This window comes from Streptomyces sp. NPDC059743, from assembly GCF_042732975.1.
GTDB lineage: Bacteria > Actinomycetota > Actinomycetes > Streptomycetales > Streptomycetaceae > Streptomyces.
In genome coordinates this window covers 107792-129581 of sequence record NZ_JBHWGS010000008.1, presented here as the reverse complement: position 1 = coordinate 129581, position 21790 = coordinate 107792, and the positions used below count along the sequence as shown (strand labels likewise).

The window sequence follows — 21790 nt, the reverse complement described above, 5'->3', positions numbered from 1 at the left end:
ATCTGACGCATGACCTTCAAGGGCGTGCTCTTCGACTTTTCCGGAACTCTTTTCCGCATCGAATCAGCAGGATCCTGGCTGCGAGCCGTGCTCAACGAGGCGGATGTGGCCGTGCCACCCGACGAGGTACGGCGGTACGCGATGAAGCTGGCCGTGGCAGGTGCGCTGCCCGGCGGGTCCTCACCGGAGCGGGTACCGCGCGAGCTGGCCGGAGTGTGGGCCACCCGGGACGAGAGCGCCGAGCTCCACCGCGCCGCGTACACCGGGCTGGCACGCCAGGTGGAGCTGCCGAGTCCCGCCCTGTACGACGCGCTCTACGAGCGCCATATGACACCGGACGCCTGGCGTCCGTACGCCGACGCGGCCGAGGTGCTCGGCACGCTGCGGCGCTGGGGCATCGGGATCGGCGTCGTGAGCAATATCGGCTGGGATCTGCGGCCCGTCTTCCGCGCGCACGGTCTCGACGCCCTTGTCGACGCGTATGTGCTCTCGTACGAGCACGGCGTCCAGAAGCCCGACGTCCGGCTCTTCCGGACGGCCTGTGAGGCCCTGGGACAGGATCCGCACGATGTGCTGATGGTCGGGGACGACCGGGGAGCCGACGGCGGAGCGGCGGCGCTGGGCTGCTCGGTCCATTTCGTGGACCATCTGCCGGTGGAGGAGCGCCCTGCGGGACTGCGTCCCGTCCTCGCTCTCGCAGGCCGCGGGCCGCTTCCGTAACACAGGAGCATCGGGCGCCCGCGCCCGGAAATCGGGCACTCCCGTACCTCGAAACGGGCGTCCCGGCACCACCGGGCATGCTGAAACCGTCTGTCTTGGGCGATCCCCCGCGTCGCCCAAGGCAGACGGCAGCCCCGTTGACCAGGCCCGATGAGGTCTGAGACGGGACGCACTGAGTATATTGGCTGAGAGCCAGTCAACGCAGGAGTCAAGCATGTCCCCGCGGAGCCCATCGGTCAATGAAGAGCTACGCCGGCGTTCCCGGGAGCGGCTGCTGCAAGCCACGGTGGAGCTGGTCGCCGAGCGCGGTTACGAGGCCACGACGCTCGCCGACATCGCCGACCGGGCCGGTTCGGCGCGCGGTCTCATCTCGTACTACTTCCCGGGAAAGCGGCAGCTCCTCCAGTCCGCCGTGCACCGGCTGATGCATCAGACGCTGGCCGCGGCCCTGGGACGCGAGCCGGTGACGGACGACGGACGCGAACTGCTGGCACGGGCGATCGACGCCATCCTCGGGCTCGCGGCCGACAGCCCCGTACTGATGCGGACACATATGGCCGGCATTCTCCAGGCCGAGGGCTTTGTGCAGTGTCCGGAACAGCAGCGACTCGCGGCCCTGCTGCGCGAGACGGTGACCAGATACGGATCGCCCGACCCGGACGGCGAGTATCCGATGCTGCGCGCCCTGCTGATGGGCGCGGTCTTCGCGGTGCTCATGCCGGGCGCGCCGATGCCGCTGCCACGGCTGCGCGCCGAGCTGTTCCAGCGCTACGGGCTGGAATGGGAACTCGGCGTTCCGCCGGGCGGTGAACCGCCCGGCGGAACGGATCAGGGCACCACCGCTCAGTGGCGGAAGTCCTCGAAGTAGTCAGGCTGCGTCTGGACGTTCAGCTCGTCCATCCGCACCTTCTTCGCGTCGTCCGTCCTGCGGTCGTTGAGCTGCAGTACGTCAAAGCCCTTGGCGATGTCGTTCGAGTAGATGTAGCCGTTGTAGTAGTAGGCCGACCAGGGGCCGCCGGTCACCATCTGCGTGGCCGAGAGCGGTCCGCGCTCGAAGTAGGCGATCTCCTTGGGCTGGGAGGAGTTGGTGAAGTCCCAGACCGAGACACCGCCCTGGTACCAGGCCTGGACCATGATGTCGCGGCCCTCGACCGGGATGAGCGAGCCGTTGTGGGCGACGCAGTTCTCGGTGTTCGCCTGGGGACGGTCGATCTTGAAGTAGCTGCGGAAGACCAGCTTGCGGTCGTCGCGCTTGCCGACGATGTCGTAGATGCCGTCGGCGCCCTTGTTCGGACCGACGGTGTCGTTGCAGGTGGCGGCGCCACCGCCGCCCAGCTCGTCGGTGAAGACGACCTTGTTCGCGTCCTGGTTGAAGGTGGCCGAGTGCCAGAAGGCGAAGTTGACGTTGTCCTGGACCCGGTCGATCACCTTGGGTCGCTCGGGGTGCTTGATGTCGAAGATGATGCCGTCACCCATGCACGCACCGGCGGCCAGGTCCTTGGAGGGCAGCACCGTGATGTCGTGGCAGCCGGTGGTCGCCGAGACACCCGGGTTGGTGGTCCCGCCCGGGTTTCCGCCGTCCGGGAAGAGGTTCGGGAAGTTCACCACCTTGGCCCGCTCCGGGGCCTTGCGCGGCACCTTGATGATCGAGATGCCGTCGTGCGGCGGCTGGCAGTCCGGGAACGTCGTGCTCGGCGAGTACGACGAGACGTAGACGTAGACGTTCTTGCGCTCGGGGATCAGGGTGTGGGTGTGCGAACCGCACGCGGTCTCGACGGCGGCGATGTACTTGGGGTTCCGGATGTCGCTGATGTCGAAGATCTTGATGCCCTCCCAGGACTCCTTGATCGTCGCCGACTGGGCGACGCTCGTGCAGGAGTTGTCGCTGCGCGAGGAGTCGGTGGAGAGGAAGAGCAGATCACCGGAGACCGAGACATCGTTCTGCGATCCCGGGCAGAGCACCTGGGTGACGGTCTTCGGGGACTTCGGGTTGCTGATGTCGAAGATCCGGAAGCCGTCGTAGTTGCCCGCGAAGGCGTACTTGCCCTGGAAGGCCAGGTCCGAGTTGAGCCCCGTGATCAGGTCCTTGGGGGCGTTCGACAGATGCTTGATGTTGTCGCTGTGGACGATTTCGTCCACACCGGGTATCTCGTCCTGCTGGATGGCCGCCTTCACTTCGGCGGCCTGGCTGGAGGAGATCTCCTTCGAGGCCGGGCTGTCACCGGGGTCGGGTGTGGCGACCGCCGGTCCGGCGGTCAACAGCGTGGCGAAGAGTCCGGCCGCGGCTGCCGCCACGCCCAGACGTCTACGCCGCACGCGGGTGGTGTGCAACGAGATCACTGCGGTCCTCCCTTGTATCCGTTCAGAGTTGAACGGGTCACGGACCTCGGCAGTATCGTCCCTCTCATGTACATCTCAACAGATGGCAACACAGACGTAATGAAAGTTTTTGATCACTCGTATGTCGAAGCGTGCTAGGAAAGTTTCACCACATCAAGTGCCGCAGGAGGTCGCCGTGTTGATCCACCACAGGAGTCAGCGTGTCCGCAGGGCCGCTCTCGCGGCGGTGGCCGCCGTCGCCGTACTCGCCCTGGGAGCCTGCGACTCGGGGGACGGCGGCAAGAACAAGGCCAAGGACGACAGCGCCTCGGTCGTGGTGGCGCCGGGCAAACCGGGCGAGCCCGCGAAGACGCTCTCCGCCGAGGAGGCGGCGAAGGCCGCACCCGACAACACGCCCAACTCGGCCGACTACACCTATGCGCAGATGATGATCGTCCACCACGGTCAGGCGCTGAAGATGACCGAACTCGCCGAGACCCGGGCCGGATCGAAGCCGGTGAAGCTGCTCGCGGAGCGGATCGCCGCCTCGCAGAAGCCGGAGATCGACGTGATGGACGCCTGGTTGAAGAACAACGGCGGGCCGAAGCCGCAGCAGGGCCATGATCACCACACGATGCCCGGGATGGCCACGGAGGCCCAACTGGCTCAGTTGCGGGCGGCGAAGGGCAAGGCCTTCGACGAGCTGTTCCTGAAGCTGATGACGGCACACCACCAAGGTGCGATCACCATGGCCACGGAAGTGCTCACGGACGGCAAGAACGTCATGGTCGAGGAGATGGCGAACGAGGTCATCGCCCAGCAGACCGTCGAGATGAACCGTATGCGCTCGATGTGACCGTATGCGCTCGATGGCTCGATGTGAGCAGGCCGCTGGGAGCCGGTGGCCGCGGTGTTGTCAGCGTCTGTGGTGACGCGGCGTCAAGTGGCCCTCGTCGCGGGCGCCCGCGATCAGCTTCAGCGACTTGCGACGGCTGAACCCGGTCGCCGACATCACCGCGAGCACCGGATCCTGGCCCGCCTGCTGGGCCGCGCGGTAGATCTCGGCGACGCTGCGCCGGGCGGCGCTGCCGCGCGGCGGCGACGGACGGGCCCGGTGCCGGCCCGACGACTCCCGTCCGGGCTCCGGCCCGGACTCTGCGGCCTCCACTGCCTCTGCGGCCGGTTCCCGCTCGGGCTCGGACACGGGCTCGGCCGCCGCCTCTTCGCGAGGCTCGGCGGAGGGCGCGTCAGCCGCGGGAACGTCACGGCCGGGACCGTCCTGGGCGGTGTCGGACACGGGAGTGCCGTACGCGGGAATCTCGTAGGCGGCCGGGACGGCCTCGGCCCGCTCGGCCTCCACGGTCCCGTCGGCGGCCTGCCCGGCATCCACGGAGGGCTCGCCGACGACGGCGCCCTGGGCGGCCGTCTCACCGGCCACGGGCCCGGCGACGGGCGGCTCGGCGACCACGGTCCCCGGCACCGGCGGCCGGTGCCGGCCCGAGACCACCTGGCAGGCGTTCTGAAGCGGCGCCTCGATCGCTCCGGCGAGCGCGGCGAAGCCTTCGAGGGCCAGCGGCGGATCGGCCTGCGCGTCCTCGATGGCAATACGGCCGTCCCGTACGACCGCGAGCACATCGAGCCGGGCGCCGTCCGCGAAGGTCAGCCGGATATCGACCCAGGGCGGCAGGATCTCGCGCCGTGTGGCGCCGTCCCTGGGATCACCGGCGCCGGTGACGGTGCCGTGCCCCTGCACCTCCCACACGGGCCACTCGTACGCATCGCGCTCATGGGGTTCCTGGGCGGAAATCCATTTATGTTCCGACACATTCACAACTTAATCAGGCAATCCGCGCCTCTTGTCATGGCGCGCACGGCCCGGCCCCGTACGGCACCCTGTCGGCTCATCGCACCGCATACCGCGCCGGGGACGGGCGCCCGCCCGGATCAGCTGCCGCCGAGCCGCTTCGCCTGCGCGCCGGCGGCCTCCAGGACGCTGTCGAGCAGCCCCGGGAAGAGAGCGTCCAGGTCCTCCCTGCGCAGCCCGTTCATCTTGGCCGTACCTCGGTAGTCCTGCCGGATCACGCCGTTCTCACGCAGTACCCGGAAGTGGTGCGTGGTGGTGGATTTGGTGACGGGCAGCTCGAAGTGCGAGCAGGCCAGCTCACGGTCCGCCTCGGCGAGCTCGCGCACGACACGCAGCCGCAGCGGGTCGGCGAGCGCGTGCAGTACATCCTCCAGACGGATCTCCGTGCGCTCGGGATGCGCGAGTTCACGGGTACTGGTCGCGGCGGTCACAGCGGCTCCACTCCTTCAGGGAGTCTCATCGTACGAGAGGCTTCGTAGTTTGACAGTCGCCTTACTACGATGGCTATCGTAGTAAGCATCACCGGGACCGCGCCGCGACGCGCGGGCCCGGCCGCTGTGCCCGGCCGCGCCCGTCGCCGCCCGAGTTCGCCGTATGAATGGAGTCCACCGTGAGCGCACTGTTCGAGCCGTACACCCTGCGGTCGCTGACCATCCCCAATCGGGTCTGGATGGCACCCATGTGCCAGTACTCCGCGGACGAGACCGGCCCGGACACCGGAGTCCCCAACGACTGGCATTTCGCGCATCTCGCGGCGCGCGCGGCCGGCGGCACCGGGCTGATCCTCACCGAGGCCACGGCCGTCAGCCCGGAGGGCCGGATCAGCCCCGCCGACCTCGGGATCTGGAACGATACGCAGGTCGAGGCGTTCCGCCGTATCACGCGCTTCCTCGGCACGCAGGGCACAGTTCCGGGAATCCAGCTCGCTCATGCCGGGCGCAAGGCGTCTACGGACCGGCCCTGGAAGGGCGGCGAGCCGGTCGGTCCCGAGGCCAACGGGTGGCAGCCGCTGGCGCCGAGCGCGGTGCCCTTCAAGGACGGCCATCCGGTGCCCGCGGAGCTGTCCGTGGAACAGATCGAGGAGATCGTCGGGCAGTTCGCGGCGGCCACGCGGCGGGCCCGGGAGGCGGGCTTCCAGGTGGTCGAGGTGCATGGCGCGCACGGCTATCTGATCGGCGAGTTCCTCTCCCCGCACAGCAACCGGCGTACGGACGCCTACGGCGGCTCCTTCGAGAACCGCGCGCGGTTCGCCCTGGAGGTCGTCGACGCCGTACGAGCCGAGTGGCCGGACGAGCTGCCGGTCTTCTTCCGGATCTCCGCCACCGACTGGCTGGACGAGGGCGGCTGGACCGTGGACGACACGGTGCGCCTCGCGGACGAGCTGGTGGCGCACGGCGTGGATCTGCTCGATGTGTCGAGCGGAGGCAATGCCTCGGGCGTACGCATCCCGCTCGGTCCCGGCTACCAGGTACCGTTCGCGGCCCGGGTCAGGAAGGAGACCGCGCTGCCGGTGGCGGCCGTCGGACTGATCACGGACGCCGAGCAGGCCGAGAAAATCGTCGCCAACGGTGAGGCCGACGCCGTGCTGCTCGGCCGGGAGCTGCTGCGCGATCCGTCCTGGGCCCGCCGTGCCGCCGGTGAGCTGGGCGCCTCCGCAGCTGTCCCGCCGCAGTATCACCGGGCCTTCTGACCTGCGCGGACGTTCACCCCAGGCGCCATTGTCAGTGGTCGGGTGCAGACTGGCCCGTACCGTGACAGCGACGTCCTGGAGGTGTCGGCGATGACCGACGTGCTACTGACCGTGGGCACCCGCAAGGGGCTCTTCCTCGGCCGCAGGCGCGGCGGCCGATGGGAGTTCGAAGGGCCGCACTTCAACGCGCAAGCGGTGTACTCGATCGGTATCGACACCCGCCGGGCGGTGCCACGGCTTCTGGTGGGCGCCGACAGTCTGCACTGGGGCCCGTCCGTGTTCCGGTCGGACGATCTGGGGACGAGCTGGACCGAGCCGAGCCGGCCCGCGGTGAAGTTCCCCAAGGACACGGGCGCGTCCCTGGAGCGGGTGTGGCAGCTCCATCCGGCGGGACCGAAGGCGCCGGATGTGGTGTACGCGGGCACGGAGCCCGCCGCGCTGTTCCGCTCGGACGACGGCGGCGAGACCTTCGAGCTGGTCCGGCCGCTGTGGGAGCATCCCACCCGCTCGCAGTGGGTGCCGGGCGGCGGCGGTGAGGCGGTGCACACGGTGATCACGGATCCTCGGGATCCGGACGCCGTGACGGTCGCGGTCTCCACGGCGGGCGTGTTCCGCACTCGGGACGGCGGCGCGAGCTGGGCGCCGTCCAATGAAGGCGTGTCGGCGGTCTTCCTGCCCGATCCGCATCCGGAGTTCGGGCAGTGCGTCCACAAGATCGCGCAGGGCGCGGGCGATCCGGACCGGCTGTATCTCCAGAACCACTGGGGTGTGTTCCGCAGCGACGACGCGGGCGGCCGGTGGAGCGACATCGGCTCGGGCCTGCCGTCCGACTTCGGTTTCGCGGTCGTCGCCCATCCGCACCGCGCGGATGTGGCCTATGTCTTCCCGATCAACGCCGACGCGGACCGCGTTCCCGCCGGACGCCGCTGCCGGGTCTTCCGTACGGAGGACGCGGGAGGAAGCTGGGAGCCGCTGTCGGCGGGACTGCCCGAGGGCGACCATTACGGCACGGTGCTGCGGGACGCGATGTGTACGGACGACACCGATCCCGCGGGAATCTACTTCGGCAATCGCAATGGCGAGGTGTACGCGAGCGCGGACGACGGAGAAAGCTGGCAGCAGCTCGCCTCGCATCTGCCGGATGTGCTCTGTGTCCGTGCGGCCGCCCTCCTGTGACAGCAGGACACTTGTGACAGCAGGACGGTCTTCCGACAGCCGGACAGCCGGCTGAGCGGGTTGTGAGGTGGTGGGCAAATGCCGTGCGGCGAAGGTGGGTTGGCGGGTGCGTGCCGAGGTGTGCCCTTCGCGGCAGTAGAGTGGCCCTCCGTGGCAGCAAGACCTTTGAATGAGATTGTCGAGCCCGGATGGGCGGACGCACTGGGCCCAGCGGCCGGACGCATCACCGAAATGGGTGATTTCCTCCGGGCGGAGATCGCCGCCGGGCGCACCTATCTGCCGGCCGGACCGAATGTGCTGCGGGCCTTCCAGCAGCCTTTTGACGAGGTACGGGTCCTGATCGTCGGCCAGGATCCCTATCCGACTCCGGGACACGCGGTGGGACTGAGCTTCTCCGTCGCGCCCGAGGTGCGTCCTCTGCCCGGCAGTCTGGAGAACATCTTCCGGGAGCTGAATACGGATCTTGGGCTGCCCAGGCCCTCCAACGGCGATCTGACGCCCTGGACGCAGCAGGGCATCCTGCTGCTCAACAGGGCGCTGACCACCGCGCCCCGCAAGCCCGCCGCCCATCGTGGCAAGGGCTGGGAAGAGGTGACGGAGCAGGCCATCCGCGCGCTGGTCGCCCGTGGCAAGCCGCTGGTGTCCATCCTCTGGGGCCGTGACGCCCGCAATCTGCGACCGCTCCTCGGTGACTTCCCGGCGATCGAGTCGGCCCATCCGTCGCCCATGTCGGCGGACCGCGGCTTCTTCGGCTCGCGTCCGTTCAGCCGGGCCAACGATCTGCTGGTCCGCCAGGGCGCGCAACCGGTGGACTGGCAGCTTCCATGAGCCGGGTGCCGCGATGAGGCGGAGGCCGCGATGAACGGGCAGCGGTCATGACCGGGGAGCGGCGATGAGCTGGGTGCTGGGCGTGGACTCGGGCGGCTCCGGGCTGCGGATCGCGCTCGGTTCGACGGCCGGCGGCCAGTCGGCCGGAGTCAGGACGATCGGCACCACGGCCGCCGCCGAGCCGGTCCGCACCGGGCCCACCGGTATCGATCCCGGGCATCTGCTCGCCCAACTGCTGCCCGCGGTCGAGGCGCTGCTGGCCCGGGCCGGTACGGACACCCTGTCCGCGGTCGCGATCGGCGCGGCCGGGATGGCGACGCTCGGCGGCGGGCTCCGGGCCGAACTGCCCACGGCGCTGGAGCGTGCGCTCGGCGTACGGCGGCTGGCGCTCGCCGCGGACGCGGTCACCGCCTATGCGGGCGCGCTCGGACAGCGGCCCGGGGCCGTCGTCGCCGCCGGTACGGGCATGATCGCGCTCGGCACGGATCTGACGGGCTGGCACCGCGCCGACGGCTGGGGCCATCTCCTCGGCGACTGCGGCGGCGGTGCCTGGATCGGGCGTGCCGGGCTGGAGGCGGCCATGCGCGCGCACGACGGACGGCGAGGCGGTTCACCCGCACTGCTGTCCAGAACGGAAGCGGTTTTCGGGCCCGCGGGCGAGCTGCCGGGCCTGCTCTATCCACGTACCGACCGGCCCGCCGTACTCGCCTCGTTCGCACCGGAAGTGGCCCGCTGCGCGGCCTCGGATCCGGTCGCCGCGGAGATCCTCGCGCTCGCCGCGCGGTATATCGCGGAGGCGGCCACGGCGGTCTGTCCGGCCTCCGGGACGCCCGAAGTCGCCCTCACCGGTGGCCTGTTCAAGCTCGGCGACCCGCTGCTCGTACCGCTGCGGGCCGAGCTGGCCGAGCAGCTTCCGCATGCCACCACCGTCTCCGCCGCGGCCGATCCGCTGACCGGAGCGCTGCGGATCGCTGCGGAACTCGCCAAGGACTCGCTGCGGCTGCCGTACGATCCACGGCTGCTCTACGTCCCGACACATCAGGACAGATGAGCGGAAAAATACCTAACGGATAAATAAGGACAGATGGTTCACGAGCGCCCCCTCCCCGAACAGCCGCGCCCACAAAACCAGTAGCATTCGACGGCATGAGCACCCCCACTGGGCCCGCATCCGGCCTGCCTGTACGAATGCCGCGACCCCGTCAGTCGGGGCGCCACCGCCGTCCCGAACCGGTGGCGGCTCCCGAAGGTGCGCCCGCGCTTGTTCTCGCCGTTCCCGGCACCCCCTCGGCCGCCGTGCGCGGTCTGGCCGAAGAGATCGTCAGCATCGCCCGTTCCGAGCTGCCCGGCCTCAACGCCGTCATCGGCTTCCTGGACGGTGACGACGAGGAGTACCCGGCGCTGGCGGGCGTCCTGGCGGGAACCGCCGCGCTGCGCACCGAACGCTATGAGCTGGCGAAGGCCGCGGGCCGTGAGGTCACCGAGCCCGAAGGCCCCGCCGCCGTTGTCGTACCGCTGCTCGCCGGTCCCGACAGCGGACTGGTCTCGCGGATACGTGAGGCCGTCGCGGAGAGCGGCGCCGTCGCGGAGCTGACGGATGTCCTCGGTCCGCACCCGCTGCTCGCCGAGGCTCTGCATGTACGTCTGTCGGAGGCCGGGCTGGCCCGCGCGGACCGCGCCCGGCTGTTCACGGTCGCGACGGCGGCCGACGGCATCATCCTGGCCACGGTGGGCGGCCAGGAGGCGGTCCAGACCGCCGGGATCACCGGAATGCTGCTGGCCGCGCGTCTGGCCGTACCGGTGATGGCCGCCGCGCTCGACGAGGAGGGCTCGATCACCGCGATCGCGGAGCAACTGCGCGAATCCGGTTCGACGCAGCTCGCGCTCGCGCCGTATCTGGTCGGCCCCGAGCTGCCCGAAGGGCTGCTCGAAGCAGCGCTCAAGGAGGCCGACTGCGCCGCCGCGGAACCGCTGGGCGCCTATCCGGCGATCGGCAAGCTGGTGCTGTCGAAGTACACGACGGCGCTGGGCATTCCCGCGCAGCCGCAGGGATCACCGACGCACTGACACCACACCGACGGATGCCCTTGTGTACGGGACGGCCATGTCCTCCGTACGCATGGAAAGGGCCCGCACCGGACCTCTCCGGCGCGGGCCCTTCCGCGTTCGGTCCGGTGGTCCGGTCAGCCGAAGATCACGCAGGAAGCGGCGGGCGCCTTGATGGAGCCCGCGCGGGCCGGGATGCCCGTCGCCAGGTCGATGTCGAACCAGGTCACATCACCGGAGTGCTCGTTGGCGGCGTACAGACGGCGGCCCGTCGGATCGAGGGCCAGATCGCGCGGCCAGCGGCCACCGCAGGGCACGGTGGTGACCAGTTCCGCCTTCTCGTATGTGGCGTCGAGCGCGAGGACGGCGATGCTGTCATGGCCTCGGTTGGCGGCCCAGACGAACCGTCCGTCGTGGGACACGACCACCTCCGAGGCATAGCTCGCGACCTCCACGCTGTCGGGCAGGACGGGAGTCTCACCGACCGGTTCGAGTAGGCCCTTCTCCGCGTCCCAGCGGCAGATGGTGAGCGTCGGTTCCAGCTCGTTCAGCACATAGGCATGGCCGCCTGCCGGATGGAAGGCGAGATGGCGCGGCCCGGTGCCGGGACGCAGCGCCGTCTCGCCGTGCGCCGTCAGCTCTCCGGATGCGGTGTCGAGGGCGGAGATCCGTACGGAGTCGGTGCCGAGGTCGGTGGCCAGGATCCAGCGCCCGCTCGGATCGGCCACCACCTGATGCGCGTGCGGACCGCGCTGCCGGTCCGGATGCGGGCCCCGGCCCTCGTGCTGGAGCACTCCGGCGGCGGCCAGCAGTCCGCCGTCGCCGCCGACCGGCAGAGTCGTGACGCTGCCGGAGCCGTAGTTGGCGGTCAGCAGATGGCCGCCGGCGAGCGTGAGATGCGTGGGACTGGCACCGCATACAGGGACGGGATCGCCGATCAGCCTCGGCACCCGGGCCTCGGTCCCGTCGGGTGCCGTGAAGGCCGCCGCCGCGCCCTCCTCCGTCTCGGAAACCGCATACAGCACGGAACCGTCCGGCGAGAGCGCCAGGAAGGAAGGATCGGCGACGGCGTCGGTCGCTCCTCGTTCCGTCAGCGCGCCGGTCTCCGCGTCCATGGCCGCGTGGATGATGCCGCGGCCACCCGCCGAAGTGAACGACCCGATGAAGGCCCGCCCGTCGTTCCTGCCGCCCACGATATGTCCCCTCTTCGGCTGAACCTCAACGACCGATCCGCTGATGCCCGGCCGACGGTAGCAGGCGGTCTGGACCAATCCCCGGATCCGGGCCCGGGAACACCTGGGGATCGCATGCGGATCACCTGGCGATCGCCGGAGATCGCCTGGGGACGGGAGCCATGAGCGATGGCGGGCGCGGCTTGGCATGCTGGAGCGCATGAGTACTTCGTATACACCGGCGGTCATCTTCGATCTCGACGGAACACTCGTGGACAGCGAGCCGAACTATTACGAAGCCGGACGACAGGTCCTGGCCCAGCACGGTGTCACCGGCTTCACCTGGGAGCATCACACCCGCTTCATCGGGATCGGCACCCGGGAGACCTTGGCGGCGCTGCGCGAGGAGTACGGGATCGACGCGCCGGTCGATGAACTGCTCGCCGAGAAGAACCGGCTCTATCTGGAGCGGGTCCGCACCTCGACGGAGGTGTTCCCGCAGATGCGGAAGTTCGTGGAGCGGCTGCACACCGAGGGCGTACCGATGGCCGTGGCGTCCGGCTCGTCCCGCGCGGCCATCGACATGGCCCTGACCGTCACCGGTCTGGACGGGTACTTCACCACAACGGTCTCTGCGGAGGAGGTCGCCCATGGCAAACCGCGGCCGGACGTCTTCCTGGAGGCGGCGCGCCGACTGGGCACGGCGCCCGCGGGATGTGTGGTCCTGGAGGACGCCGGTCCCGGTGCGGTCGCGGCACACGCCGCCGGAATGCGCTGTATTGCGATTCCCTATGTCCGGACCACCGCCGCCGACCCGGAGTTCGCCACGGCAGGGCTGCTGTTCCCGGGCGGGCAGCGCGAGTTCACGGCGCAGGCCGCGTACACCTGGCTCTTCGGGGCCCGGTGACACCGGAGACGCCCGCCGCGCGCGAGGCAGCACACGGCGGGCGGTCCCGCGTCCGTCGGCGGACCACATCGAGGCTCGGACGGACGGTTCAGGCGTTCATGAAGTCGCGTACGGGCAGCGGGCGTTCCACGACGCGTATGTCACCGACCCAGCCGTAGAAGAGCTGGTCGAGAGTGCCGCCGTACTCGTAGCCGCCGAGCAGCCAGGGCAGACCGAGAGTCGCGAGTCCGGTGGTCCGGGTGGCGGGATTACGGGCGACCGGGCAGCCGTCGATATACATCGTGGTGTGCTGTCGGTCGTTGACGACGGCGACATGCCACCACCGCTCGCGCTCCAGTTCATGACCCCAGTTGGTGACCAGCGACGGCTGGTTGAGCGGGGCCGCGGCCCACTGTGTGCCCGGACCGTCGGAGAGGGAGAGCGTGGCCACGGGCTCGTTCGGATCACCGTCGCTCCCGCCGCCCAGCGCGCCCACCGAGCCGCGCCGGCTCAGCAGAGCGGACCAGGCGTTGTGTCCCGAGGTCCAGTCTGCGGGAATCCTGAAGAAGGCCTCGATGGTGTAACCGGACCGGAAGGTGTGCGAGTTGAGCGGAGCGCCGTCGGCGGTACGGAGATAGCCGCCCCGCAGCGGAGGCTTGCCGCCGTCGAAGAACAGGCTGCCGTGGCCCGGCTGGTCGGGATGGTGGCTGTCGGACCAGCGCAGTGCGTCGGCGCCGCTGCCGGCTACGGAGACCCTGGTCAGATCGTTGCGGTGGCCGGACAGATCCGGGACGCGCAGGGCCTCGTCGGCCGACGAGCCGTCCTGGTGCGGGCCGTCGAAGCGCCAGTACGCGACGGTGCCGGGCACCAGCATCTTCGCGGCGGGACGCGGACCGCGCGCGGGAACGGGCGCGAAGCCCGCGAACCGCTGCTCGAAGTCGAGTGCGACGGAGAATCTGTCCTCCGGTCCGGTCAGCTCGATCTCCTCGCCTCCAGCTCGTTGAGCCGCTCGCCCGCCCTGCCGAGGATCCACGGTGAGACGGTCTCCACGTCGATGGTGTTCCTGGAGAGGTCGAAGCGGTAGAGGCGGATCATCGCGCTTCCGCCGTAGTAACGGTTCTGGTAGTTGGTGATGTGCAGATGGACGTCATGGCCCGCGGCGTTGCGGCGCGTGGTGCGGGCGGCCGGCCAGTAGTGGCCGTTGAGCGTGAGGAAGATCTGGTCGTTCCCGGCGATCAGCTCGTCCCAGAGATGCCGGCCGTGGTCGGAGAACTCGGCCTCGTCGCCCGCGTCGTTCGCGTACACCAGCTCGTGAGTGGTGAGGATGACGGGCGTCTTCGGATGCTCCGCGATGACCTTCCGCGCCCAGGCGAGGCCGGCCGCCGAGGGCCGCCAGTCGAGTGCGAGCACCAGCCACTCCCGGCCCGCGGCGCGGAAGAGATGGTACGTGTTGTAGCCGTCGGGCGTGGCTCCGCCGAAGGTGGGCAGCCGGCGCAGCCGCTGCGGCCCGAAGGCGTCCAGATAGGGTGTACGGCCGCGCTGGTCGTCGGTGGAGGACGGGATGTCATGGTTTCCCGCGACCACGCTGTAGCCGACGCGCTGCCGGTCGAGAAGTGCGAACGTCTCGCTCAGCGGCCCGAATTCGTCCGGCAGGCCGTGCTCGGTGAGATCGCCGAGATGCGACAGGAAGACGATGTTCTCGTCGCGCCCGTGGTCGAGGATGTACCGGAGCGACGCCTCGACCGGAGCCGGATGGATGCTCTCGCCGTCGAAGAGGTACTGGGTGTCCGGCATGACGACAAGCGTGAAGCGCGGGCTGTCGGGATCGGGACGCCACGGCGCCACGCTGCCGGACGTGCCGTGGCCCGGCAGGACCGAGGTCGGCGCGGCAGCGGCCGGAGTGGCGGTGGCGGCGAATCCCGCGGCTGCCGCGGCGCCGGCCAGCCCGGTGGCTCTGAGGAAGCGACGGCGGCTGGAGGCGGCGGCCGGGAGGGCGCCGTCGGGCTGATGAAGCGGACTGCACATGTACGTCTCCGCGAAGTTTGTCCGATTGACCGAGGGCAAACTACGCGGGGCCGGCGGGCACTTCGGCGCCGGTTCGGCAATGGCTGGAGGAAGAACCCGTGAATGGCCGGGACCGTCTCAGTCCTCGGTCTCCGCCGTGGCGCTCGTGGCGGAGTCGGGCCGCAGCACGGGATCGCGCTCGGCCGCGCCGGTACGTGGCAGCAGCGCGACGGCGAGGACGACGGTCGGGAGCAGAGCGGCGATGAGGTGCGTCCGGCGGCGGTACGAGGTGTCAAGTGCGGGCGGGGACGCGGGCAGGGACAGGCTCGGCGCGTCCGGTACGGCCTGGTGGGCGTCCGGTATGGCTTCGCGGGCGGACGGTACGGCCTGAGGAGCGCCCCACAGTCGGAGCCATGGCTTCGCCAGGAGCGGCCACAGCAGGACCACGGTCAGGATGACCGCCCACCAGGGCCAGAAGAGAAGGTCCCGGTGTGCCAGGTCCAGCCCGCTGGCGAGCGCGGTGAGCGGCGCGTCGCCGAGGGCGATCAGGCTCACGACGCCGAAGGGCGTCACGAGCACGGCGTACAGCAGCAGGGCGATCGGCCCGGCCAGCAGAAGCAGCAGCGGCGCCACCGGCCGATGCGACCGCTCGATGAACCACCTGCGCAGCGCGCTCGGCGGGTGGTACAGCTTGCCGAGCATCCGGCGCGGCCCGGAGGCTCTGGTGGCGTCGAGTGCCTCCAGCACCGTGCGCCGCCCGGCATCGGCCACCGCGTACCGGTCCGCCGCCAACTCGGCGCACCACAGGGCGATGACAGGCAGGAGCAGCACCAGCGGCAGCCGCATGACGACGACGGCCAGTTGGACAACCATCATCGAGGAGGTCGGCGCGTGTGTCAGGAACAGCCAGACCACCGGGCCGGCACCGCACACCAGGAGCAGCACGGGCCAGGCGCCGACGACACGGGTGAAAGGGCTGCCGAGACCGGTGATGAGATGTTCGCCGCAGGTGAGATGTCTCGCCTCGTGGAGCAGCAGCGCACGGGCCCGGTCGGGATCGCTCTGCCGGAGCGCGAGGAATCCGAGCGACACGGCGACCCTGCGCCCGCGCCAGCCTCGTGCGTACACCCTGATCGACGGGCCCCGGGCCCGGAGGGAGAGCTTGAGCGTCGTCCCCGGCGCGTGCTGGTCGAGCAGGCGCTGTACGGAACGTACGGCGGAGGACGGACCGTCCGCGGCGCCGCCACCGGGATCGACGAGGTGGTAGCGCCACTCGGTGTACCGGCCGCGCAGATGCGGCAGCAGGACGGTGGCCACTCCGGACGCCATGACGAGGAAGGGCATCGCCTGGCTCACCGTCATCACGCGCAGCGCGGCGAACCCGGAACTGGAGACGACGGCGGCGCCGTATGTCCGGTCCGTCCAGAGGTCCAGGATCTGTGCGTGCCACCAGGTGACACTGCCGGGCACCTGATAGAGATACATCGCCATGACCAGCCACAGCCAGGGCGGTGGAGGCAGCGCGGGCCCGCCGGAGGCGGGAGGCCGCTTCACTCTCCGCTCGCTGGGATGCCGGAGCCGGAGCTACGGCCCGACAGCCTGGTGGCCAGTCGGCGCCGCAGACGGAGGACGGCAGATACGGCCGTGCTCGTGGGTATCGGCGCGGGCGCGCCCGGTGGCCGGTGGCCCGCCAGGAGTCCGAGGAAGGCGCCGGCGCCCGCGTCGCGGCCTTCGTACAGAGCCGCGACGGCCTCGGCGGCGGCGAGATCGGCTTGGTGACGTGGCGTACCGCCGTCCTGGAGGCAGCGGGACACCTGGGCCACGGCGCCGGCGAGAACGGCGAGATCGGCGGAGCTGACGCCCGAGCCGGGCCCGGAGGGCGTCCCGGCGCCCGAACCGGCCGTGCCCGCCGTATCAGCCGCGCCCATACCGTCCGCGCCACCCGCCGTGCGCGTACCACCCGCGCCACGCACCTGCGCCGGATTCCCGTCCCGGGCCCCGGATGTCCGTCGTTCCTCCAGAGCCAGCAGCAGCGCCGCGCCCGACACCGCGTTGCTGACGACCGGCGAGCCGAGGGCCGCCACCAGCAGGTCGTACGACACCGCGAGGGCGTGCCAGAGGGCGGGCAGGAGCGTGGCCAGTTCGCCTCCGGCACCGCCCGGCGCCGGAGGCGCGGAGCGCAGCAGGCCACGGCGGCCCCGGCCGCCCTCGACGTATACGCGTGCCGTGAGCCCGGCGAAGGAGATCTCGTCCGGCGCGACCGCCTCCGCGATCCGTCCGGCCCAGACGTCCAGCGGTTCGGCCCGTCCCGCACGGTCTGCGTCCGTGACCGCCTCGGAGCGCTCGGGCTCCTCACGACCATTCGACACTGAAGCTCCTGGTCCCGTCGAGCGACGTACCGCTGAGTGTCAGCGACGCCGAGTCCTCGGTCACGATTCCCTCCAGCGTGGTGCCCGTCGCCATGCCGTACGGGAAGACCATGTACTGGCTGCACGGGAGGATCGGCTTCGGTACGAAGAGCTGGTTCAGCGCGGCTCCCTCGGCGGCGCCGGAATCGGTGAGGCTTCCGGAGATGTCGCCCGACCCGTCGTCCGAGAGCGACCAGTAGCTGATGGCCACCGGTTCGCCGTCCACGGTGTCGGTCCCGTCGAGCGCGGAGGTCACACCGAACGCTCCCGCCGGTGTCTGGCTGTCACTCGCCCAGGAGAGATGGAAGCCGTTCTCCTCTCCGCCGACCGGATCGTCGATGAGCAGCGTCGCCGGCAGCTCGTAGGACTCCGATGCCTCCGCGCAGCCCGGATCGGCGAAGTCGACGCTGATGGTCGCCGTGCCCGTCCACTGGCCGCGCGGCACTCCCGATGCCGTGTCCTGCTCGCCGGAGCTGTCCGAGGAGGTCTCGTCCGCGCTGTCGTTCTCCTCGAAGGAGGTGTCGTCCGAGGACTCCTCGGTGATCTCCTCGGTCGGCGCGGATGTCTCCGTCACGGAGGGCGTGACCTGCGCCGTCGTCTCCATGGGCGACGGCTCCGCCGTCATGGTGTAGCCGCTGTCCGACGGTTCGCCGGACGCGTCCCCGCCACCGCCACCGCAGGCGGTCAGTGCCGCCAGTCCGCCCAGACACACCGCCGCGAGTGCCGTCCTGCGTGCGTGGTGTCGTGCGTGGTGTCTTCCGTGCCTGATGACCGGACCCGGTCGTCGAATCGTCATCAAACCCCCCAGTTGTCATTGTTCCGCCGCACCGGCATTCCGCCTCATGGAGCACCGGTACGGCGGCTCCCCCATTGCTCGCGCGCCCCCCGGCGCGCACGCCCGCGCGGAAGGCGCTACGTCAACTGCCCCCGTACGCCGCCCGGTTGGAGGTACCAAACTAGACGGGCTTTTGTGCCATTCCCATCCCAGATGTCTGGGAGTCGCCCTAGCCTGCTCGCGTGACTTCCGCTTCCCGCCCAGATCCCGAACGCCACACCGCCGGATCCGGTCCTACCGGCCGTTCCGGTCCCTCCAGCCGTTCCGGTCGTACAGGCCGTTCCGGTACCCGAGGCGCCGCGGTCGCTCCCGCCGCCCGCGACGCGCTGGCCGACGCCCTCGCGCGCCGGCTGCGCGGCACCGAACCGCTCGGCGCGCTCGATGTCCTCCAGGCCGCCGCCGACGCCCTGCTCACCGCCGTCCCGGCCGACATCTGGTGCGCCGTCATGCTCGATCCCGCGACGCTCCTCGACACCGGAGGTCTGCACGAGTACGGATTTCCGCGGAGTGTGATGCCGCGCCTGTTCGAGATCGAGCACGCCGATCAGGCCGGTGTCGACAACATCCGCGCCCTCGCCCGCCGTACCACGCCCGTCAGTCTGCTCAGCGACTCCATGGCCGGCCGGGTGGCGGAGAGCGTCTACTACCGCGATGTGCTCCGGCCCTCGGGACTCTCGGACGAATTACGTGTACTCCTGCGCGACGGCTCCCGTACCTGGGGACTGTTCGTACTGTGCCGCGCCGACGGCTCGCGGCCCTTCACTCCCGCCGAGGTCGCCCTCGCCACCTCCGTCAGCGCACCGGCCACGACGGCCCTGCGCCGCTCGCTCCTCCTCGGCGGTATCGACCGTGACGACGTACCGGACGCCGCCGGCCTGCTCATCCTCGACGACGACCAGCGGATACGGCTGTGCACCTCCACCGCCGAGCGCTGGCTGAGCCTCGTCCAGGAGGCCCATCCCGCTCCCGGGCACCGGTATCCGTTCGCTCTCGACGCGCTCACCCACAAGGTCCGCTCCGCCGGCCTCGGTGTCCAGGTGCAGTCCCGCGCGATCAGCCGTACCGGCCACTGGATCACGCTCAGCGCCTGGCGCGAGAAGGCGGAGGGCGAGGGGTCGGAGGCGCTCACCTATGTCTCGCTGGCGCCGAGCCGCCCGGGCGAACTGACCGCCATCGTCCTCGACGCGTACGGTCTCACTCCGCGTGAGCGCCAGGTCGCCCAGCATGTACTGCTCGGCCGTTCGACGGCCGAGGTCGCCGACTCGCTCCACATCGGGGAGTACACCGTGCAGGACCATCTGCGGAAGGTCTTCGACAAGGCGGGAGTACGGAGCCGTCGCGAGTTCACCGGAGAGCTGTTCCAGCGCTGCTACCTGCCGCGACTGGACGATCCGCCCCTCACCACCGACGGCCGTATGCGCAACGACGCTCCGGACGAGCGGCGGGCGTGATGCGGCGGGCGTGACGTGTTCGCGCCCTCGTGAGGCAGGGCCCTGTCGAACAGTGGTGGGTCACGAGATATCTTGATGTCGAGCAATGTTGCAGACGTGGAGCGGAGCGACCGGTGACTGACTCGACCATCATCTATACGCACACCGACGAGGCCCCGGCCCTCGCGACGTATTCGTTCTTGCCCGTGATCGAGGCGTACGCGTCGACGGCCGGCGTCACCGTCGAGAGCCGTGACATCTCGCTGTCAGGGCGGATCATCGCCGGCTTCCCGGAGCGTCTTGACCAGGACCGGCGAATCGATGACACGCTCGCCGAGCTGGGCGCGCTGGCCGGGACTCCCGAGGCGAACATCATCAAGCTGCCGAACATCTCGGCGTCGATCCCGCAGCTCAAGGCCGCGATCGCCGAGCTCCAGCAGCAGGGCTACGCGCTGCCGGACTATCCGGACGACCCGAAGACCGACGAGGAGAAGGACGTCCGCGCGCGGTACGACAAGGTCAAGGGCAGCGCCGTCAACCCGGTGCTGCGCGAGGGCAACTCCGACCGCCGCGCTCCCGCGTCCGTCAAGAACTACGCCAAGGCGCATCCGCACCGGATGGGCGCCTGGACGGCCGACTCGAAGACGAATGTCGCGCAGATGGACGCCGACGACTTCCGCTCCACCGAGAAGTCCGCGGTGATCGCCCGGGCCGGCTCGCTCCGTATCGAGCTGGCGGGCGACGACGGGACCACCACCGTGCTGCGCGAGTCGGTGCCCGTGCTGGCGGACGAGGTCGTGGACGCGTCGGTGATGCGGGTGGCGGTGCTGCGTGAGTTCCTCGCGGCGCAGGTCGCCCGGGCCAAGGCCGAGGGTGTGCTGTTCTCGGTGCATCTGAAGGCCACGATGATGAAGGTCTCCGACCCGATCATCTTCGGCCATGTGGTCAGGGCCTTCTTCCCGAAGACGTTCGCCGAGCACGGCGACAAGCTCGCCGCGGCCGGTCTGAGCCCGAACGACGGTCTCGGCGGCATCCTCAAGGGCCTGGAGTCGCTGCCCGAGGGCGCGGAGATCAAGGCGTCCTTCGAGGCCGAGCTGGCCGAGGGCCCGGCACTGGCGATGGTCGACTCCGACCGGGGCATCACCAATCTGCATGTACCGAGCGATGTCATCGTGGACGCCTCCATGCCGGCCATGATCCGCACCTCCGGTCATATGTGGGGCCCCGACGGCAAGGAGGCCGACACTCTCGCGGTCATCCCTGACAGCAGCTACGCGGGTATCTACCAGGTCGTGATCGACGACTGCCGCGCCCATGGCGCCTACGACCCGTCGACCATGGGCTCGGTGTCGAACGTCGGTCTGATGGCGCAGAAGGCCGAGGAGTACGGCAGCCACGACAAGACCTTCGAGATCCCGGCCACCGGCACGGTGCGCGTCGTGGACGACAACGGCGATGTCGTACTGGAGCATGTGGTCAGCGCCGGTGACATCTGGCGTATGTGCCAGACCAAGGACCTGCCCATCAAGGACTGGGTCAAGCTGGCCGTCACCCGCGCCCGTGCGACCGGTGACCCGGCGGTGTTCTGGCTGGACGAGGGCCGCGCGCACGACGCGAGCCTGATCGCGAAGGTCAGGACCTATCTCGCCGAGCACGACACCGAGGGCCTGCGGATCGAGATCATGGCGCCGGTCGACGCGATCGCGTTCTCCCTGGAGCGCATCCGCCGCGGCGAGGACACGATCTCGGTCACCGGCAATGTGCTGCGTGACTATCTGACCGACCTCTTCCCGATCCTCGAACTCGGCACGAGCGCGAAGATGCTCTCGGTCGTGCCGCTGATGAACGGCGGCGGACTGTTCGAGACCGGCGCCGGCGGCTCCGCGCCCAAGCATGTGCAGCAGCTCGTCAAGGAGAACTATCTGCGGTGGGACAGCCTGGGCGAGTTCCTCGCGCTCGCGGTCAGCTTCGAGCACCTCGCGCAGACCACGGGCAACGCGCGGGCCCAGATCCTCGCCGACACGCTCGACCGCGCGACCGCGACCTTCCTGAACGAGGACAAGTCGCCGAGCCGTCGCCTCGGCGGTATCGACAACCGCGGCAGCCACTTCTATCTGGCGCTCTACTGGGCCCAGGAGCTGGCGAAGCAGACCGAGGACACACAGCTCGCGGAGGCGTTCTCGGCTCTCGCCAAGACGCTGGCCGAGCAGGAGCAGACCATCGTCGACGAGCTGATCGCGGTGCAGGGCTCGCCGGTCGACATCGGTGGCTACTACCGTCCCGACGCGGCGAAGGCCTCGGCCGTCATGCGTCCGTCGGCCACCTTCAACCAGGCGATCGCGACGCTCGCCTGAGCCGTACCGTACGTACGGGTCTACGGGCACGACCGCCCCGGCCGGCAGCGATGCCGGC

The 21790-nt window shown here is 70.1% G+C and carries 18 protein-coding genes and 1 pseudogene; 11 read left to right on the top strand and 8 right to left on the bottom strand.

The annotated features are described in order from the left end of the window. Nucleotides 1-9 precede the first annotated feature (9 nt). On the top strand, nucleotides 10-720 hold the full coding sequence (locus ACFV6H_RS16685; RefSeq protein WP_384977930.1) for an HAD family hydrolase: 711 nt from the start codon (nucleotides 10-12) through the stop codon (nucleotides 718-720). Nucleotides 721-934: 214 nt separating this feature from the next. Then, nucleotides 935-1588 carry a TetR/AcrR family transcriptional regulator gene (locus ACFV6H_RS16680; RefSeq protein ID WP_384977927.1) on the top strand — a complete coding sequence of 218 codons (654 nt, stop codon included), beginning with the start codon at nucleotides 935-937 and terminating at the stop codon, nucleotides 1586-1588. On the opposite strand, the gene ACFV6H_RS16675 is transcribed toward ACFV6H_RS16680, so the two are convergent. After that, the gene (locus ACFV6H_RS16675; protein ID WP_384977924.1) at nucleotides 1564-3060 is read right to left on the bottom strand and encodes an LVIVD repeat-containing protein; all 1497 of its coding nucleotides are present in this window, start codon (nucleotides 3058-3060) and stop codon (nucleotides 1564-1566) included. The genes ACFV6H_RS16680 and ACFV6H_RS16675 overlap by 25 nt on opposite strands. Nucleotides 3061-3217: 157 nt before the next feature. Between ACFV6H_RS16675 and ACFV6H_RS16670 the strand changes: the two genes are divergently transcribed. Then, entirely contained in the window at nucleotides 3218-3895 is a 678-nt protein-coding gene (locus ACFV6H_RS16670) for a DUF305 domain-containing protein (protein WP_384977921.1), read from the top strand. A 60-nt stretch (nucleotides 3896-3955) separates the two neighbouring features. On the opposite strand, the gene ACFV6H_RS16665 is transcribed toward ACFV6H_RS16670, so the two are convergent. Both ACFV6H_RS16665 and ACFV6H_RS16660 read right to left on the bottom strand, forming a co-directional pair. Then, on the bottom strand, nucleotides 3956-4864 hold the full coding sequence (locus tag ACFV6H_RS16665) for a DUF6214 family protein (protein WP_384977918.1): 909 nt from the start codon (nucleotides 4862-4864) through the stop codon (nucleotides 3956-3958). 119 nt (nucleotides 4865-4983) lie between these two features. Continuing rightward, the gene (locus ACFV6H_RS16660) at nucleotides 4984-5334 is read right to left on the bottom strand and encodes an ArsR/SmtB family transcription factor (protein ID WP_384977915.1); all 351 of its coding nucleotides are present in this window, start codon (nucleotides 5332-5334) and stop codon (nucleotides 4984-4986) included. A gap of 179 nt (nucleotides 5335-5513) precedes the next feature. Between ACFV6H_RS16660 and ACFV6H_RS16655 the strand changes: the two genes are divergently transcribed. From ACFV6H_RS16655 to ACFV6H_RS16635, 5 genes are all read left to right on the top strand, one after another. Next, a complete protein-coding gene (locus ACFV6H_RS16655) occupies nucleotides 5514-6593 on the top strand; it encodes an NADH:flavin oxidoreductase/NADH oxidase (RefSeq protein ID WP_385542263.1) in 1080 nt (359 codons plus the stop codon). Nucleotides 6594-6683: 90 nt separating this feature from the next. After that, entirely contained in the window at nucleotides 6684-7769 is a 1086-nt protein-coding gene (locus ACFV6H_RS16650; protein WP_385542261.1) for a WD40/YVTN/BNR-like repeat-containing protein, read from the top strand. Nucleotides 7770-7919: 150 nt separating this feature from the next. Next, on the top strand, nucleotides 7920-8597 hold the full coding sequence (locus ACFV6H_RS16645) for a uracil-DNA glycosylase (RefSeq protein WP_093603755.1): 678 nt from the start codon (nucleotides 7920-7922) through the stop codon (nucleotides 8595-8597). A gap of 64 nt (nucleotides 8598-8661) precedes the next feature. Next, nucleotides 8662-9648, top strand: a complete 987-nt coding sequence (locus ACFV6H_RS16640) for an N-acetylglucosamine kinase (protein WP_384977905.1) — start codon at nucleotides 8662-8664, stop codon at nucleotides 9646-9648. A gap of 95 nt (nucleotides 9649-9743) precedes the next feature. After that, on the top strand, nucleotides 9744-10664 hold the full coding sequence (locus ACFV6H_RS16635) for a sirohydrochlorin chelatase (RefSeq protein WP_384782583.1): 921 nt from the start codon (nucleotides 9744-9746) through the stop codon (nucleotides 10662-10664). Between the two features lie 116 nt (nucleotides 10665-10780). Here the strand turns inward: ACFV6H_RS16635 and ACFV6H_RS16630 are convergent, their stop codons facing one another. Next, nucleotides 10781-11836, bottom strand: a complete 1056-nt coding sequence (locus ACFV6H_RS16630; RefSeq protein ID WP_385542258.1) for a lactonase family protein — start codon at nucleotides 11834-11836, stop codon at nucleotides 10781-10783. A 199-nt stretch (nucleotides 11837-12035) separates the two neighbouring features. On the opposite strand from ACFV6H_RS16630, the gene ACFV6H_RS16625 reads away from it, so the two are divergent. After that, a complete protein-coding gene (locus ACFV6H_RS16625) occupies nucleotides 12036-12722 on the top strand; it encodes an HAD family hydrolase (RefSeq protein ID WP_385542256.1) in 687 nt (228 codons plus the stop codon). Between the two features lie 88 nt (nucleotides 12723-12810). On the opposite strand, the pseudogene ACFV6H_RS16620 reads toward ACFV6H_RS16625, so the two are convergent. The 4 genes and pseudogenes from ACFV6H_RS16620 to ACFV6H_RS16605 all read right to left on the bottom strand — a co-directional run bounded on the left by ACFV6H_RS16620 (nucleotide 12811) and on the right by ACFV6H_RS16605 (nucleotide 17909). Then, nucleotides 12811-14726, bottom strand: a pseudogene (locus ACFV6H_RS16620) (LamG-like jellyroll fold domain-containing protein). Between the two features lie 117 nt (nucleotides 14727-14843). Next, nucleotides 14844-16259 (bottom strand): hypothetical protein, encoded by a 1416-nt coding sequence (locus tag ACFV6H_RS16615; RefSeq protein ID WP_385542254.1) that lies wholly within the window; start codon nucleotides 16257-16259, stop codon nucleotides 14844-14846. Continuing rightward, entirely contained in the window at nucleotides 16256-17074 is an 819-nt protein-coding gene (locus ACFV6H_RS16610; protein ID WP_385542252.1) for a hypothetical protein, read from the bottom strand. Before ACFV6H_RS16610 ends, ACFV6H_RS16615 begins: the two co-directional genes overlap by 4 nt. Next, a complete protein-coding gene (locus ACFV6H_RS16605; RefSeq protein WP_385542250.1) occupies nucleotides 17058-17909 on the bottom strand; it encodes a hypothetical protein in 852 nt (283 codons plus the stop codon). The genes ACFV6H_RS16610 and ACFV6H_RS16605 overlap by 17 nt, the downstream gene beginning before the upstream one ends. Nucleotides 17910-18130: 221 nt before the next feature. Here ACFV6H_RS16605 and ACFV6H_RS16600 point away from each other — a divergent pair, with 221 nt between their 5' ends. Then, nucleotides 18131-19399 (top strand): LuxR C-terminal-related transcriptional regulator, encoded by a 1269-nt coding sequence (locus ACFV6H_RS16600; protein WP_385542248.1) that lies wholly within the window; start codon nucleotides 18131-18133, stop codon nucleotides 19397-19399. Nucleotides 19400-19512: 113 nt separating this feature from the next. After that, nucleotides 19513-21732, top strand: a complete 2220-nt coding sequence (locus ACFV6H_RS16595) for an NADP-dependent isocitrate dehydrogenase (protein ID WP_385542246.1) — start codon at nucleotides 19513-19515, stop codon at nucleotides 21730-21732. Nucleotides 21733-21790: the final 58 nt, after the last annotated feature.